At 38.2% G+C, this 17,063-nt stretch carries 12 protein-coding genes and 1 tRNA gene; 6 read left to right on the top strand and 7 right to left on the bottom strand.

Annotated elements, in window-relative coordinates; genetic code table 11:
• Positions 1 to 131: 131 nt before the first annotated feature.
• The 3 genes from gmd to ACFQ1K_RS01320 form a co-directional block, all read right to left on the bottom strand.
• A complete protein-coding gene (gene gmd / locus ACFQ1K_RS01330) occupies positions 132 to 1,262 on the bottom strand; it encodes a GDP-mannose 4,6-dehydratase (RefSeq protein ID WP_320555463.1) in 1,131 nt (376 codons plus the stop codon).
• A gap of 12 nt (positions 1,263 to 1,274) precedes the next feature.
• Complete coding sequence (locus ACFQ1K_RS01325) at positions 1,275 to 2,225, bottom strand: GDP-L-fucose synthase family protein (RefSeq protein WP_320555475.1); 951 nt, start codon at positions 2,223 to 2,225, stop codon at positions 1,275 to 1,277.
• An 817-nt stretch (positions 2,226 to 3,042) separates the two neighbouring features.
• A complete protein-coding gene (locus ACFQ1K_RS01320) occupies positions 3,043 to 3,426 on the bottom strand; it encodes an HU family DNA-binding protein (protein ID WP_320555464.1) in 384 nt (127 codons plus the stop codon).
• 643 nt (positions 3,427 to 4,069) lie between these two features.
• Here ACFQ1K_RS01320 and ACFQ1K_RS01315 point away from each other — a divergent pair.
• From ACFQ1K_RS01315 to ACFQ1K_RS01290, 6 genes are all read left to right on the top strand, one after another.
• A complete protein-coding gene (locus ACFQ1K_RS01315; protein ID WP_320555465.1) occupies positions 4,070 to 7,084 on the top strand; it encodes a lamin tail domain-containing protein in 3,015 nt (1,004 codons plus the stop codon).
• 193 nt (positions 7,085 to 7,277) lie between these two features.
• Complete coding sequence (locus tag ACFQ1K_RS01310; protein WP_320555466.1) at positions 7,278 to 9,587, top strand: T9SS type A sorting domain-containing protein; 2,310 nt, start codon at positions 7,278 to 7,280, stop codon at positions 9,585 to 9,587.
• Positions 9,588 to 9,782: 195 nt separating this feature from the next.
• The gene (locus ACFQ1K_RS01305; protein ID WP_171032473.1) at positions 9,783 to 9,944 is read left to right on the top strand and encodes a hypothetical protein; all 162 of its coding nucleotides are present in this window, start codon (positions 9,783 to 9,785) and stop codon (positions 9,942 to 9,944) included.
• Between the two features lie 13 nt (positions 9,945 to 9,957).
• Positions 9,958 to 11,088: a hypothetical protein gene (locus tag ACFQ1K_RS01300; protein WP_320555467.1), complete on the top strand. Its 1,131-nt coding sequence runs from the start codon at positions 9,958 to 9,960 to the stop codon at positions 11,086 to 11,088.
• A 28-nt stretch (positions 11,089 to 11,116) separates the two neighbouring features.
• Positions 11,117 to 12,181 carry a nucleotidyltransferase family protein gene (locus tag ACFQ1K_RS01295; protein WP_320555468.1) on the top strand — a complete coding sequence of 355 codons (1,065 nt, stop codon included), beginning with the start codon at positions 11,117 to 11,119 and terminating at the stop codon, positions 12,179 to 12,181.
• Positions 12,182 to 12,269: 88 nt separating this feature from the next.
• Positions 12,270 to 12,836: a hypothetical protein gene (locus ACFQ1K_RS01290; RefSeq protein WP_320555469.1), complete on the top strand. Its 567-nt coding sequence runs from the start codon at positions 12,270 to 12,272 to the stop codon at positions 12,834 to 12,836.
• Positions 12,837 to 12,918: 82 nt separating this feature from the next.
• Here ACFQ1K_RS01290 and ACFQ1K_RS01285 read toward each other — a convergent pair whose 3' ends face one another.
• The 4 genes from ACFQ1K_RS01285 to ftsZ all read right to left on the bottom strand — a co-directional run bounded on the left by ACFQ1K_RS01285 (position 12,919) and on the right by ftsZ (position 16,998).
• Positions 12,919 to 13,866, bottom strand: a complete 948-nt coding sequence (locus tag ACFQ1K_RS01285) for a UDP-glucuronic acid decarboxylase family protein (RefSeq protein ID WP_320555470.1) — start codon at positions 13,864 to 13,866, stop codon at positions 12,919 to 12,921.
• A gap of 532 nt (positions 13,867 to 14,398) precedes the next feature.
• Positions 14,399 to 14,472: transfer RNA gene (locus tag ACFQ1K_RS01280), tRNA-Arg, on the bottom strand.
• A gap of 9 nt (positions 14,473 to 14,481) precedes the next feature.
• A complete protein-coding gene (locus tag ACFQ1K_RS01275) occupies positions 14,482 to 14,934 on the bottom strand; it encodes a GatB/YqeY domain-containing protein (RefSeq protein WP_320555643.1) in 453 nt (150 codons plus the stop codon).
• Between the two features lie 138 nt (positions 14,935 to 15,072).
• Positions 15,073 to 16,998 (bottom strand): cell division protein FtsZ, encoded by a 1,926-nt coding sequence (gene ftsZ, locus ACFQ1K_RS01270; protein WP_320555644.1) that lies wholly within the window; start codon positions 16,996 to 16,998, stop codon positions 15,073 to 15,075.
• Between the last annotated feature and the right edge of the window lie 65 nt (positions 16,999 to 17,063).

Genomic DNA, 17,063 nt, shown 5'->3' with positions numbered 1-17,063 from the left:
CAAATCTAAAACAATTCTCTTAGCATCATAACAAAGGAGACTTTAAGTTAAGACATATATAAGCCTTTGGTATTTGAAAGTAACCCCTATTCAATGTATCATTTAACTGTAAGCTTCACTCAAACTTGTAGTCACTCAAAATAGTTCATGGTTTGGTAACCGCCGTCTTTTAGATACTGGTCCTTTTGCATCAGCTTGAGATCGCTCTGCATCATGTCCTTTACTAAATCACTTAGTTGGTAATGGCATTCCCAACCTAATTTTTCTTTGGCCTTTGAAGCATCTCCAATTAACAGTTCTACTTCGGTAGGTCTATGGTATCTGGCATCTATAGACAATACTTCTTTACCCACTGGCAGTTGGTAGGCTCTGTTAGTACAAGACACTACAAATGCTTTTTCATCAAGACCTTCTCCTTCAAAACGCAAGCTAATGCCCACTTCTGCAAAGGCCATTTTGACAAGGTCGCGTACGGTCGTTTTTTTGCCAGTAGCTATTACCCAATCTTCTGGTTGTTCTGCTTGTAAAATTAGCCACATCATACGCACATAATCTTTGGCATGGCCCCAATCGCGCTGGGCATCAAGGTTTCCGAGATAAAACTTATCCTGTAAGCCCAAGGCAATCCTAGCGACCGCTCTGGTTATTTTTCGGGTCACAAAAGTTTCTCCACGTATGGGCGATTCATGGTTAAACAAAATTCCGTTACAGGCAAACATGTTATAGGCTTCCCGGTAGTTCACCGTAATCCAGTAGGCATACATCTTGGCCACCCCATAAGGGCTTCTTGGATAAAACGGTGTGGTTTCGGTTTGGGGTACTTCTTGTACCTTTCCGTACAACTCTGAAGTCGAAGCCTGATAGATACGGGTCTTATGTTCTAAACCCAATAAACGTACGGCCTCTAATAGTCTTAAGGTGCCGATACCATCTACATCGGCCACATATTCTGGCATCTCAAAAGATACCCGTACATGACTCATGGCCGCAAGATTGTAAATCTCATCGGGTTGAATTTTTTGGATCAACCGTGTTAGATTGGTACTATCGGTCATATCGCCATAATGTAGTATAAAGTTTTGATGGTCTACATGAGGGTCTTGGTACAAGTGATCGATCCTGTCGGTATTAAACAGTGATGAACGGCGTTTTAAACCATGTACCACGTAGCCCTTTTTTAACAAAAATTCACTCAGATAGGCACCGTCCTGTCCCGTAATGCCCGTAATGAATGCTACTTTTTGCGTCTTATTGTTTGTCATTAGTACTCTTCATTAAATTTTTACTTCCTTAAAGTTGTCTTGATGTTGTAAAAACCATTGATAGGTTTTTTGTATGCCTTCCTCTAACTCGGTTTGGTAGTGCCACCCTAAGGCATTTAACTTAGACACATCCATGAGTTTCCGTGGGGTGCCGTCTGGTTTTGTACTATCCCAAACGATGGCCCCTTGGTGTCCGACGATTCGTTGAATGGTTTCTGCCAGTTCCTTAATGGTGATATCCTTGCCTGTCCCTACATTATATAAATGCTCTGGCAATTGGTTCTCTAAAGCAAAGACTACCGCCTTTGCCAAATCGTCTACATACAAAAACTCGCGCATTGGAGTGCCAGTGCCCCAAAGCTGTACAGTACTATGATCGTTTAATTTGGCCTCATGAAACTTTCGGATCATCGCCGGTAAGACGTGTGAGGTTTTTAAATCGAAATTATCGTGACTCCCATATAAATTGGTGGGCATCATACTCACATAATCCTTATGATATTGCTTACGGATGGCTTCACAGGCCTTAACACCCGAAATTTTTGCAATGGCATACCACTCGTTAGTGGGCTCTAAAGGTGCCGTAAGCAACGCCTCCTCTTTTAAGGGTTGTGGGGCATGCTTTGGATAAATACAGGAACTTCCTAAAAATATAAACTTCTCAACACCATGCGATAGGGCACCATCAATCAGGTTATTTTGAATCTGCATGTTTTCCATCAGAAATTGGTAGGGATAGGTATTGTTGGCTAAAATGCCACCCACACGTGCCGCCGCATCAATGACCACCTCTATCTTTTCATCATCAAAAAACCGGTACACCTCAGACTGCTGTCTTAAATCGAGTGCTTTACTGCTTTTGCCAATGAGGTTGGTGTACCCCTTTGCCTCTAAACAACGCCAAATGGCCGAACCGACCATACCTTTATGCCCTGCAATGTATATTTTTGATTGTTTTGTTATCTTCTTCATTTTAGTTACTCTTTGCTTAACCATTGGTATGGCATGTAACGCTCTACCTGAAAGGAACTATCGCTTATTTTCTTGTTACAATATAATGTAAACCATGGAAACGTCATAACACGTCTCTAAGCAACGTTTAGATAGGTTTCTGTTTATGGAAACAAAACTAAACTAATTCCCATAACCTCCCATAAAAAAATCTGCCTTTTCATTTAACAAATGATTAAGGCAACGTGTATCAGGCTTATCCTCTGCTTGGTCTTAAAACCCACCAGCACCTGCAAAAAAGTCTATAAAATTAGGCGTCAAAGCCATAAATCTGTACTTTTGTAACCACATACTATCGATTTGAGTGGGTAAGAAACGCTCAAGGCCAAGATAGCTTTAGCCTAAAAAACAAGGATCCTAACTCGCTTTTTAGGCTTTTTTTATGGCTTTATTTAATGCTAGTGTGTTTTTACTCCTGTTCATTTTTGCTTATCCCTTCGCTTCAATTCATTTTTCCCGTAAAATAATCTGAGGTCGAAACCTAAAAATAAGACCTGTAACACCCCTAAAATTAGTAACCTTATGGAAGTTGCGCAACTTTAGTAGGAAAGGTGCCGAACTTTAATTAACAAGGTGCAGAACGCTTTACAATAAGGTGCTGACCTTTTTAAAGGAAGTTGCGGGAGTTTTAAAGATTTTTTGTTGTGCTATGATGAGATGCCGAGGCGCTTCGCTTTATCGGAACAACAATTGTATTTAAAAAAAAGGCCTTGAGCGGTAAGAAACACTCAAGGCCAACATAGCTCTAGGCTATTGTAACAAGCGGATCCTAACTCGCTTTTTTGTAACTCAAGGACGTTAGTAATTGCCGTAAACGCTTTCCTGGTCTAAACAAAATACGTGATTTTGTAATGAGACTGGCGTTGACCTCGTCTTCAGTGTCCACTCCTTCCGAGCTTAGACCGACTTGAAAATTACCCAAGCGGCCGAGTTTTACAATACGACCAGCATCCAAGGATTGAATGATGTTACGCTCTAAAGAGAGCAACACGGCATAACAATCCGATTCGGTGACCGTACACTCGTACGCAATTTGCTCCGCGAGCATGTCTAAATCTACTTCGCCATCAGCTATCGCTGCTGCGTAGTACTTCTCAGGTAATGGAATGTCCTGAGGGTTTCGTTTGGCTTGCGCCTTAAATTTTACTGCCATTGGCTTAAAAATTTTTTAATTATAAAAATATACTTCGCTGCAGTACACTGACAGTCAGTGCCTTCACAACACTTACAAAGATGCGAATTGCTATGTGTTTTTTAAAACAAAGTTCTTAACAAATTCTTGGTGTATTTTTTGGTTTGAAGAAGAAAACGTCGTATAATATTAGTCTATGTAATACACTGATTATAAATTATTTATACTTTATAAAACATTTTTATATTTGCTTTTTTAGTAGGGTAAGGTGCAACTCTTTCGCTCAAATGTTTATAACATTGTCAACTACAACAACAACAAAATGCTGATAAACAGCTAATTACATAATAATAGCACTGCAGATTTTTGGACCTATGACCTTATTTCGAATTTCTGAGATATTCATTTTAGCATCTTTAATATTTACCAGTCTTCTACAGCGTAAACCAAAACTTATTGACCCATTGCTAAAAAAGTAACACGGCTATCTTATCTGTATGGTATGATCATCGGGAGGATGCTACCCTACACCTAATATTAACGCTTTGTTAATATTTAAATGCATGGTGAACCTAATGTTTTACTATATTTGCTGTCCCCTTCTACGATACAGTTTTAACCACGCTTTATTTTTTTAACGACAAACACTATATTTTATAGGTATATGAAACATTTTTACACATTTTTAGTTGCGATTTTATTTACAAGCCTTGGTTTTGGGCAGACGACACTTTACTCCGAAGATTTTACTGGTCAAAATGGAAAAGGTGCAACAGGCCCTGGTGGCTCTAGTCCTACAATAGATTTAACAGGGGTAAGTTGGACAATTGATGTAACTAACGCAGATTTATCTGCAACATCTGATTGGTTCAGAGTTGAAAATGAAGCTTTTGAAGGGCAGGATGTTGATGGAACACAACAGACAAATGGTTCTGGTAATGGACCTATTTGGATTAGTCCATCTATACCTATTTCAGGTTATACTGACGTTTCAATATCAATTGATGCTGTAGAAACTGGCACAATGGAAAACCAAGATTTTATCCGTGCATCCTATCAAATTGATGGCGGAAGTATAATTCAGTTTGCTCAAGAAATAGACGATTTTAATACTGCAACCTTACAGGTTAGTGGACTTTCTGGCAGCTCCTTGGTTATATATGTTGAAATGGATAATAACGCCGGTACAGAATCTATAAGCTTTGATAATGTTCTTGTTCAGGGAACACTTGCTTCCTCAAATCCAACAATAGGTTTTGGAACTGCAACAAGTACAGAAAACGAAACCAACACGACTTTTACAAGTTCTAATATTCCTATAACCGTTACAAACTACGATGGCAATCAAATTGATATCGACGTTAGTGTTACCGGTGGTACCGCTGAAGCAGGTGATTATGCTTTTACTTCACCGACATCCTTATCATTTACTGCCGATGGTACACAAAACATTACTATAGATATTAATGCTGATGCGGATTTTGATGACGAAACGGTAGAGCTAACCCTAACCGAAACCAGTTCGGTAACTGGTTTGGTGATTTCCCAAGCGACACATACAGTTACCATTATTGATGATGATACACCTCCGTTACCAAATATTGTGATTAATGAAATTTTAGCTGACTCAAATGTTATTGATGCCAATGGAGATGGAACTCCTAGTGCAACGGATGACGAATTTGTTGAGCTCGTTAATAATGAAATTTTTGCGGTAGATATTACGGGTTATACGCTATCTGACGGTGTAAGCGTGAGACACACCTTTGGCAGTGTAGTCATACCTGCTGGAGGATCCGTAGTCGTGTTTGGTGGTGGTACACCAACAGGTATCTCTGGTATCTCTACTGTAGCATCTACTGGTGGTTTAGGCTTAAATAATGGTGGTGATACTGTTACTCTTGAAGACACAAGCAGTAATGTTGTTGCAACCTATTCTTATGGTTCTGAAGGTGGAAATGACCAATCTTTAGGTAGAAATGAAGACCTTTTTGGTGCTTTTGTGCAACACACAAGCATACAGACCAATCCAGTAACAGCCTCACCTGGTTTATATAATACGTCTGGTCTACCATTCTCAACCATAACCTGGAAAGGTTTTGTTGATAACGATTGGGCGAATAGCGCTAACTGGAGCAGTGGAAATGTACCAACAGTATTGGATGACGTGCTCATACTGCAGACTGCTAACCACCCAATAATTAGCGCTTCAACATCAGCAAATACGGTACTTGTAAATCCGGGTGCTGGGATAGAGACAACTGGTAGTTCCATTTTGACCTTAACCACATTAACTCTTGAATCTACATCTAATAGTTATTCGAGTTTAAAGACTACAGATGGTAATGGCGTAGTTGGTACGGTCCGTTACAACCGTTTTGTTAATGGTATTGGTTCTGGTCTAACGGAAGGAAATGATTTAATCTCACCTCCTTTATCAGGGCAAAATTTTGGTGATTTTACTGCGGCCAACCCAAATTTGGCTACTGCTGCTGATGGTATTACCAAGGCGTTTGCACCATTTAATAATGATACCGACACGTATGATAATTATGATACCACGTCAAATGCCTTAACATCAATGACCGGTCAAGGCGCTGGATTTAGGGTAGCTACAACTGATGGCAGCAATTTGTTATTTGAAGGTCCACCAATAACATCAGGTGCCTCTATTGTGTCGATTGGAACCGGTTCATTCGGAATTTGGAACTTAATAGGAAATAGATTCCCTGCCTATTTGCACCTTGGTGATTTTCTTGATGCCAATAGTGCCATGTTTGACCCAAGTTTTGCTGGGATTTACGGTTATGATGGTGCCGCTGCGGATGGTTGGACCATTTGGGATAGTAACTCAGATCAAGACCTACTCATTGCACCTGGCCAAGGCTTTTTTGTTGCAGTCAATGCCTCGGGAACTTTTAGCTTTAACGCTAACATGACGCGTATTGGAAATGCGGATGATTTTATTTTGGGTAGAAATAGCAGCAGCTCTAACACCCCTATAGCTAACATTCTTCTTTCTAACGAAGATGCTTTTTATGAAACAAATTTGTATTTCAGAGCTAACAATACAAGAGGTTTAGATCCAGGCTATGATACAGGAGCCCATTTTGGTAACGCAAAGGGTATTTTTACACATCTGGTCGAAGATAATAATGGTGTTGAATTTTTTAATCAGTCTTTACCTTTAGATGATTTAAATGGAGTGGTTGTTCCTTTAGGTGTCAAATCACCTGCACAAACACAAATTACGTTTAGATTAGGACAAAACTCATCGTTACCAGAACCCATTAACGTTTATTTGGAAGACAATGTTACCAATACGTTTACGCTGCTAAACACAACAGACTATGTATTAACACCAAACACAAGCCTTACAGGTACTGGGCGTTTCTACATTCATTTTACCAATACGACGCTTTCTGCCCCAGACAACACTTTCGAGACATTAACAATATATGCAAATCAGTCCAACCGATCTATCAACATTTCTGGTGAGGTTGACGACAATACCACAGCTAGTGTATACGATATTCAAGGAAGATTGATTACCTCCAAGGCTCTAACATCGAGCCTTAGATTACAAAGTATCGATGCTAACGCTATAAATACTGGTGTTTATATCGTGGTAATTCGTAACGGAAATGAAAGTAAAACACAAAAAATTATTTTGAAATAAACTAAATTATACATCCTTTTGAAAAAAACGCATTCTTCACAAAGAGTGCGTTTTTTTATTTCAAACTACTAATTAGCAAGTACTTAAACACAAGTTTTGAATACTTAAATAAAAAAAATACCTTACTAAATCTGCAAAAAAATCCTATATTTGAAAATAACTAATTAGCAAAATATCAAATCTATATAAGCTTATGAGACATTTTTACACTTTTATCATAGTATTATTTTGGTTGCCTTTTGTGAATGGGCAGACCAATTCATTTTTTGGAAATGGCAATACAGGCTTTGGCGGTTTTTTAGGTGATTGTGTCATAGATATTGACTTTGAAGACTCAAGTCCAACAGAGACATTATTTACCCTTTTTCCTGGTATTGGATCTTTTAATGACAAGGTAGTTATCTATATTGATTCTGATGAGAGTGGTAACTTTACAAACACCTATGGGTTTACAGATACTGGTGACCCATTAAGAGTAGCTATATCTGGTTTCAACGGAAATGAACTTGAAAGAGCTGGATTAGATTTTCCACCTGGTTTTGAAGCAGATTATGCGATAGCTTTTGATTCTTCATTTGGAGGCTTATGGAGTCTTGCTAATGGATCACCTCATAGTTACATAGGATCTGTGAATATTGCTCTTGATGGTTCTGATTGGACGTTTAACCTATTGAATGCTGATATTGGCAATCCAACTTCCTTTAAGTTTATTGCTACATACATTAGCGGTACCGGTTATAGATCTAATGAGGCCATTGGTAGTTTTTTCGCATTTAGTCCTGATGGAAGTGGCAACGCTGGATTTGCTGGGGCAGCATTCGACACCTATTTTACCACAGATGACTTACAAGGTGGATTTGGAAGTACAACATCAATCGCTAGTGTATGGTCTTTTGATGGGTCTTGGGGAAATGGAAACCCCCCTCTTGATACTGATTACATTACAATTAATGATGATATAACTGTAGACGTGGATGCTACCGTTGGTGTTTTTGATATTAATGCTTCAAATACCGTGACAATTGACCCAGCCAATAGCCTTACTATTGGAGGAAATGCTACATATAGTGGGGATTTTATTAATGATGGTACTTTAATTATGAACTCATCTAGCACTCAGTATTCTAGCTTAATTGTGAATGGCAGCAGCTCTGGTGGTGGAACCAGCATCTATAACCGCCATGTCAATGATAATGGTCCTGTTAATGGGAATGATTTAGTCAGTGCCCCTGTTTCAGGTCAGGCATTCAATACATTTATTGCCAATAACACCAATATCTTAGCCAATCCAAGTGGTACCAATGTGCTTTTTGGAGGCTTTGATAACGACGATGCTGTGAATCCGTTTGAGCTATGGGATGAAACAGACACCACACCTTTAACGGCTGGAGTTGGTTACAGAACTGGTGTAGATCCTTTAGCGGGCTCTAACTTGGTATCCTTTGAGGGTACTGTGAATACAAGTTTAGTTCAAGTTCCCATTGGACAAGGCACAGCTAGTATTTTGAATTTAGTGGGCAACCCATTCCCATCGTATTTGAATGCGCAGGACTTTTTAAGTGTAAATAGTGCATTATTAGACCCAAGTGCCCAAGTGATCTACGGTTATAACGACAGTACTAATGGGACTTCTGCAGATGATTATACTATTATTAGTGCACTTGAGAATACGGATGTAGATATCGCACCAGGTCAAGGGTTCTTTGTAGCCTCTAACCCCACTGGTGGTAATCTACAATTTACTACAAGTACACCAGATATGCGTATTACCTCTACTGATGATGATTTTATTGCGGGTAGAAATATGGCATCTGCAATTACCAATGTAAATATCAATCTAAGTAATATCTCTGATAATTTTATTACTAAAATTTACTTTACACCATCTTCAGGTCTAGGTTTAGATCCTGGATATGATGCGAGTCTACTTGGCGGAGTGGCACCAGCATTTGCATTATTCTCGCACTTGGTACAAGACAATGTCGGTGTACCATTTGCTACTCAAGCTATTGGCAAAAATGATTATAACGACACGACTATTGCCCTTGGTGTTAATGCGAACATGGGTGAGCAATTAACCTTTAGTATTGCAGAAAACACCTTACCAGCTTCTATCGAGGTGTATTTAGACGATACCTTGACCAGCACTTCTACCCTGTTGAACACTTCAGATTATGTGTTAACTCCTTCAGAAGACCTTAATGGAACTGGCCGTTTTTATTTAAGATTCTCCAATAGTGCATTATCAACGTCAGATAATACTTTAGATAACATTAGTATTTATGCCAATCAAAACCATCGTAATATAACTATTGCTGGACAGTTGGCTGGAGATACTACAGCTAATGTGTATGACATACAAGGTCGTTTGGTCACTTCTAAAGTCTTAGAATCTAACGCAACGCTGCAGACTATCGATGCCAGCAACTTATATACGGGTGTATATATAATAAATCTTGTTAGTGGTAATTATAGCAAGACTGAAAAAATAATTTTAAAATAGAAAAGCAACTCCCTACACTGACCTAAGTGTAGGGAGATTATTAGGCTTTTTAACTTTATTTTATATATTCGCTTAATAATTGCGTTAAAAAGCCTTAATTTTAAACTGCATTATTAGTTTTAAAATAAACCTTTTAACATTTTGCATTGATAACTAAATTATTTTATTATTTTTGAAACAAATTACGGCTAGTCCATGAAAAAAGACAACAACACTGATAAAATCACACGTAAGGATGCTATTAAAAAGATGGGCAAGTACGCAGCGTTAACTGCTGTTGGAACTTTTGTGATTTTAAATCCACTTAAAGCACAATCTTCTTCTCCACCAGATCCAGGTGGAAATCCATTTGATTAATTCATAATACATTTTGAATCACAGTTTAGGGCCAACATATGAACAGTTGCTTGGTTCTCATTGGGTACTATGGTATAAAACGTCTAACCGCTATAGTATAGTGGACGAAAACTTTAAGGCGCTTTTAGACGCTTACCTACAATCTGAATCTATTAATACCTTTCGTTCTAATCTTGATATTGCTAACGCTGATACCATTGCAGACCGTATACAGTACTACCTAGAGCAATGCCATACTCAGGACATTGACCAAACGGTCTCCGCTACACTTTCTTTTAAACCTGTTATTCCTAGTTTTTCCATACACTATGAATGTTTTGGTCAACGCTTTCAGATTAATTTTGATTCTGAGTTGGTTAAAAAAACGATTCACCCGTCCATAGCACATTTAGAAGTAAACACCACTAAAAAACCAAATGTGGTTTTTGATGTGTATTTAGATCAGGACCAGCTTTGTCTATTTAAAAATAAAACCTTGCTTAGAAGTGCCCCTAAAAAAGACTACCACTTGATCCAGGGAAAATTTGTTATGGAACTGCTCTCGCTTATCCACCAAAAGGAAGAATCAGACTGGGTGGGAACATTTCATGGGTCTACAATTTCGGATGGCACCCATGCCTTATTGCTTATGGGCGAATCCGGTAAAGGTAAAAGTACGCTAAGCGCCTTATTAGTTGCTCATGGTTTTGAGCTGGTGGCCGATGATGTTTCACCACTGCTCTCCAAAGATTTGCATATCTATAGCAATCCTTCTGCCATATCCTTAAAAGAAGGGGCCTTTGAAGTTTTAAACCCTTTGGTCCGTTCGTTTGAGGAGATTCCAGAAACCTTATTTAATAAAAGTAAGGGGCCTTTAAAGTACTTAGTACCAAACCCACTTTTAAAAGGCAGCTATTCTTGTAAAGCGCTTATTATGGTGAACTACGCCAAAGGAAAACCAACCAAACTTGAACCTTTGTCTATAAAAACACCTTTGGAAACCTTGATTCCAGAATCCTGGTTGTCGCCTAAACCCAAGCATGCCAGACAATTTTTAGATTGGTTAGCCCAATTAAAAATTTACGAACTGACATATAGTGATACGGCGAGTGTTGTAAAAGAAATTTCAACCCTATTTAAAACATTGCCTAACGCCCAAGATTAATTATATTTAGGACTTACAAGCTCCTCTTATGGGTGACCTAGCCACAACATACCACCACATTGCCGATATAATAAGTTTTAAAGGTAACGATAAGGAGTTAGAACAGACCCTTAGCCATCCTGATTTTGATTGGGATGATATCGTTAGGCAAGGAAGCAGGCACTTAGTTTTACCAGCGATTTACTGTCGGTTGACCGCAAAACAACGTTTGCATCTTTTACCTGAAGACCTTGAAAGCTACCTTAAAGACATTACGGCCTTAAACCGTTCACGAAATGCCGCTATATTAGATCAAATTGAAGCCTTATCCACATTATTCAATACGCATCACATTACTCATGTTTTTTTAAAGGGTGCGGCCTTATTGGCTGGTGGTTTTTATGAGGATCACGCCGAACGGATGCTTGGGGACATCGACGTATTGGTATCTGAGCACGATTTGGATGCCGCTTTCGACCTCCTAAGAGATCATGGTTATGAACCTATACCACAAACCTTTGGTCATGATTTTTTTGAACATAAGCACTTACCACGATTAAAGACCAATAAAGCCATATGTGCTGTTGAATTGCATAGAAAATTGTTTGTGACTTACCATGACCAAACCTTGAGCAGCTCCAATATATTAGCTTCCAGACAAATGGTAAATGGAATTTCCATTCCATCTGTAAAGCATTTAGGTCTTCATAATGTTTTGAACTATCAAATTAACGATAATGGGGGTTTGTACAATAGTATCAGCTTCAGATCGGCCTATGACACCATTGTTTTATTAAAACACTCTAATAATCAAATCTCTATTATAAAAGATAAAGTAATAAGGTCCTACTTTAATATCCTCGCTATGTTCTTTAAGGACATTCCCAAAGAATATGTCTCAACCAATTTTACAACACGATTTTACTACTTTAAATTGAAGCATGTCACCTTTTACAAGTTTTGGAATCGTCTTTTAAAACACTATGGTTTTTTGGTAATTCTTTTAGGAAGAATACCCTTTTTTATCACAAACAAAGCTTACAGAAAGGCTTTGTTTAGAGACAGAAAGCGTGTTTTTAAACTATTCAGGTCTTTTTTTAAAAACAGGCATTAATAATTATATTTACAACTAAATAACTTTGTGTGTTTATTTGTTTTATAAGTCATAAAGTTTAACTTTGAATTTTAAAATCAATTTTTTCATGAGAAAATTACTCTTATTAGCAGCGGTTTTGACTTTTACGTTCAATTCATATAGCCAATCAAATTCTAGTGAGTGGTTTGGAAGTGTTGGTCTAAACGCTATAAATAGTGCTGGAACGCAGTCGCCAGTAAATGGAATGACCGACTGGGCTATTAACCTCCCAATTTCTCTAGGTGTAGAAGTGGGATGGACGTCTGGATTATCCATTGAGCAGGCCTTTACCTTAAACTCTTTTGCAGAAGGTGATGAAATTGATGGTGCTATTTTGGAAAAGGATTACACCTATTTTTCATTTGACACGCATGCAAAATACTATTTTGGTAAACACCTTTTCCCATCAGCAGATTGGATTGATTTTTATGGTAATGCTGGTGTTGGATTCTTTAATATTGATGAAACCAATATCTCATTGAACCTTGGCGGTGGGGTTTTATTCTGGTTGAATAGAAGACAAACTTTTGGAATAAGAGCCCAAGTTATCGGTAAATTTGCTTTAGACCATGCCGAAAGTGGCTTAGATAACAATCACTACCAAACACATATACAAGCTGTATTCGCATTATAAGAAACAACTATAGTAAACAAAAAAAGGGCTCTAGTTGTAGAGCCCTTTTTTTGTTTATAATGGATTTCTTTTGTGCTATAACTTACAATCCACTGCTTAATAGTTCATCAAAGTAAGTGATGGTATGCTTTAAACCTGCTCTTAAATTTACCTTTGGCTCCCAACCTCCCAATTCTTGCTTCGCCAAACTGATATCCGGTTGGCGTTGCATAGGGTCGTCTTCTGGAAGTGGTAAATAGGTGATTTTTGACTTCGAACCTGTTAAATCAATGACTTCATTTGCCAATTGTAACATGGTAAATTCTGTAGGGTTACCCATATTTACAGGTCCTATAAAACTATCACGTGTATGCATCATTCTCACCGTACCCTCGATTAAATCATCGACATATTGAAAACTTCTGGTTTGCTTCCCATCCCCAAAAACAGTAATGTCTTCTCCTCTTAAAGCCTGAACAATAAAATTAGACACTACCCTACCATCTTGAGGATGCATCCGAGGTCCATACGTATTGAAAATACGAATGATTTTAATTTTTACCTTATTCTCCTTATGGTAATCCATAAATAAGGTTTCTGCACAACGTTTTCCTTCATCATAACATGAGCGTAGCCCAATAGGGTTCACATTGCCCCAATAATGTTCTGGTTGTGGGTGTATAGTAGGATCCCCATAGACTTCGCTTGTAGAGGCCTGTAATATTTTGGCTTTAACCCGTTTGGCCAATCCTAACATATTAATAGCTCCCATAACCGAGGTTTTTGTTGTTTTTATAGGATTGTATTGGTAATGGACGGGAGAAGCTGGACAGGCAAAATTGTAGATTTCATCAACTTCGGCCATAAAGGGATTGGTAATATCGTGTCTTACCAATTCGAAATAATGATGGTCCATCAAATGCTCAATATTCCGTTTAGCTCCAGTAAAATAATTGTCTAAACAGATGACCTCATTGCCCTCATTAAGAAGACGTTCGCAAAGATGTGATCCTAAAAATCCCGCACCACCCGTTACTAATATTCTTTTCATTTATGATTGTGTTGCTTATACCTCAAAAATAATGCTTATTTCTCACTCTTTGGTATCCTGAAAATTAAAGTTTTACATTTGCTTTATATCCTTGGTATAGTTTTGATAAATCGAATCCCAAGGATTGCTATCGCATCCTTTGTGCTCCGCTTTGAAAACCAAAAAATCCCATATACAAATTCAACTATACGGCCTTAAGTACAGCATTGGCAAATCGAATCCCAAGGATTGCTGTCGCATCCTTTGTGATCCGCTTTGAAAACCAAAAAATCCCATATACAAATTCAACTATACGGCCTTAAGTACAGCATTGGCAAATCGAATCCCAAGGATTGCTGTCGCATCCTTTGTGCCCCGCTTTGAAAACCAAAAAATCCCATATACAAATTCAACTATACGGCCTTAAGTAGAGCATTGGCAAATCGAATCCCAAGGATTGCTGTCGCATCCTTTGTGATCCGCTTTGAACATACTTCAAACAAAAAAATGCTCAAGCGAGCTTGGCATTTTTTCTTTTTGTAGTATGTATTCGTGACCACGGTAGGATTCAAACCTACGACCGCTGGAGCCGAAATCCAGTGCTCTATTCAGCTGAGCTACGTGGCCTTTAATGTACTAATTAGAAAGTTTAGCTTTTACAATGTTAGAAATGGTCTTACCGTCTGCCTGACCAGCTAATTCTTTACTCACTATACCCATTACTTTACCCATATCTTTCATGCCTTCAGCACCTATGCTATCTATTGTCATCACCACAACTTTTTCAATTTCCTCATCACTCAAAGCTTCTGGTAAAAACTGATTGATAACTTCCGCTTGGTCCAATTCTGGTTGTGCTAAATCCTCCCGACCCTGCTCTGTGAAAATAGCAGCGCTATCTTTGCGCTGTTTCACCATCTTAGATAGAATCTTCAACTCTTGTTCCTCTGATAAATCCTCACTACCACCAGATGCTGTTTTCGCTAACAATATTTCAGATTTCACAGCTCTTAAAGCTGCTAAAGCCGTTTGATTTTTTTCTTTCATCGCTGCTTTCATAGCAGTCATCACCTTATCTTGTAAACTCATGGTTAACCAAATATTTTAGAACTGCGAAGATACTAAAAAAGTCATGTATCTACACCGATATAAAACAAAAAGCCCAAAAAGCTTGAGGACCTTTTTGGGCTTGACAATGGTGTAAAAACACTCAACTTAAACTTGCTATTAATCTACGTTATCGTGTAAAAATGAATTGTTACTTCGTAACTGGATATCGTCGTTATCATCTGTACCGACCGATAGTCTGGAAGCGTTGGTTTCTGACGAATGCTGTGCATTCTCTAAATTAACACCTTGTCTCTTGTAAGCAGGCTCCTTTTCTATTTCATCTATCTTTGCAGAATTAAACTTATAGTTAAAATCTTTCATGTGCTTTCTTCTCTCATCGGCACGTGCTTTGATTAATTCTGAAATTGGACTGTTCATCGGGTCTATCTCCTCTTCCACCTCTTTCTCAGTTTCGTCTACAGGAAGTACTTTCTTTTCAAATACAATTTCTTCTTTGACTTCAGTGGTTTCTGATTTAGAGTTCATTGAAGACTCATACGTTTCAAAATCGTCTAATGCATAACGCTTTTCACCTTTCTCATTAACTTCGGTTACAGATATGATTTCCACAGGCTCATTAACATCCATATCCTTAACGTCTTCATCCAAGCTAAAGAACATCATTTCCTCGCCAGATTCTGGTTCTTCAACTTTTTCAGGCTCATTGTTAGATAATGGCAAGTCAAACGTCAGTGTGATTTGCTCTTCTTTTTCTTCGACTATAGGCTCTGCCTTATTCTCAATTGGGGTGATGATAAATTCGTCTGGATCTGTGTCTAACTGTGAATTAGTATCCAAAACCTCATCGTAAATCACATCCATATTTCTTATAAGATCTGTAGTGGAAATTAAATCCATATCAGAATCGCTGGACATGTTTAGGTCATCCTCATCTAAAAGGGTATGACGCACTACTTCCTCTTCCGTTTTCTCTTCAAGAACGATATCTGGTGTAATGATTGCGGGTTCCCTCTCTTGAGTACTTACCTCTTCAATAACCTCTTCCTCTAAGGCATGAATGACCTTTTTGGTTTCTGTATTAGAAATTTCATTTTGTTGATCTATATTGAAGCCCGTAGCAATGATGGTTACAGCAATAGACTCTTCTAAAGAATCATCCTCACCTACTCCCATGATGATGTTTGCACCGTGACCAGCTTCGTTTTGAATATGATCATTAATTTCACCTATCTCATCAATAGTAATTTCTTGAGAACCCGAAACGATAAGCAACAATACGTTTTTGGCACCCGTAATTTTATTATCATTCAATAGTGGTGAATCTAAAGCTTTCATAATCGCTTCTTGTGCTCTAGTCTGACCAGAAGCCGTGGCCGATCCCATAATAGCCGTTCCACTATTGCTCAAAACCGTTTTTGCGTCGCGTAAATCGATGTTTTGAGTGTAATGATGAGTAATCACTTCTGCTATACCACGAGATGCTGTTGATAATACCTCATCTGCTTTAGAAAAGCCAGCTTTAAACCCAAGATTACCATAAACTTCTCGTAACTTATTGTTGTTAATTACAATTAAAGAATCTACATGCTCCCTTAAATTTTCAATACCACGTTGCGCTTGCTCGTTACGCATTTTACCTTCAAATTGAAATGGCATAGTCACAATACCAACGGTGAGAATATCTAATTCCTTTGACATTTTTGCAATGATTGGTGCTGCTCCAGTACCTGTGCCACCACCCATTCCTGCTGTAATGAATACCATTTTTGTATTGGTATCGAGCATTCTACGGATATCTTCCAAACTTTCTACAGCAGCTTGTTCACCAACGTCTGGGTTAGCACCAGCGCCTAAGCCTTCAGTTAAGTTTACTCCTAATTGTATTTTGTTAGGAACACCGCTATTCTGTAGAGCCTGCGCATCTGTATTACAAATGACAAAATCTACGCCTTTAATACCTTGTTGAAACATATGGTTAATGGCATTACTACCACCACCACCAACACCGATGACCTTTATCACATTGGACTGGTGCTTAGGTAAATCAAATGAGATGTTTCCAAATTCGTTGCTGCTACTCATATTTTTGAGATTTTGGGATTTTATATATCTTTTAAATTTTGCTTATTCTTTTAAACACATGATGA

Origin of the sequence: Winogradskyella aquimaris, from assembly GCF_042676105.1 — a bacterium.
Taxonomy (GTDB): domain Bacteria; phylum Bacteroidota; class Bacteroidia; order Flavobacteriales; family Flavobacteriaceae; genus Winogradskyella; species Winogradskyella aquimaris.
The sequence above is the reverse complement of the archived record's forward strand: the minus strand, read 5'-3'. Positions and strand labels throughout refer to the sequence as shown.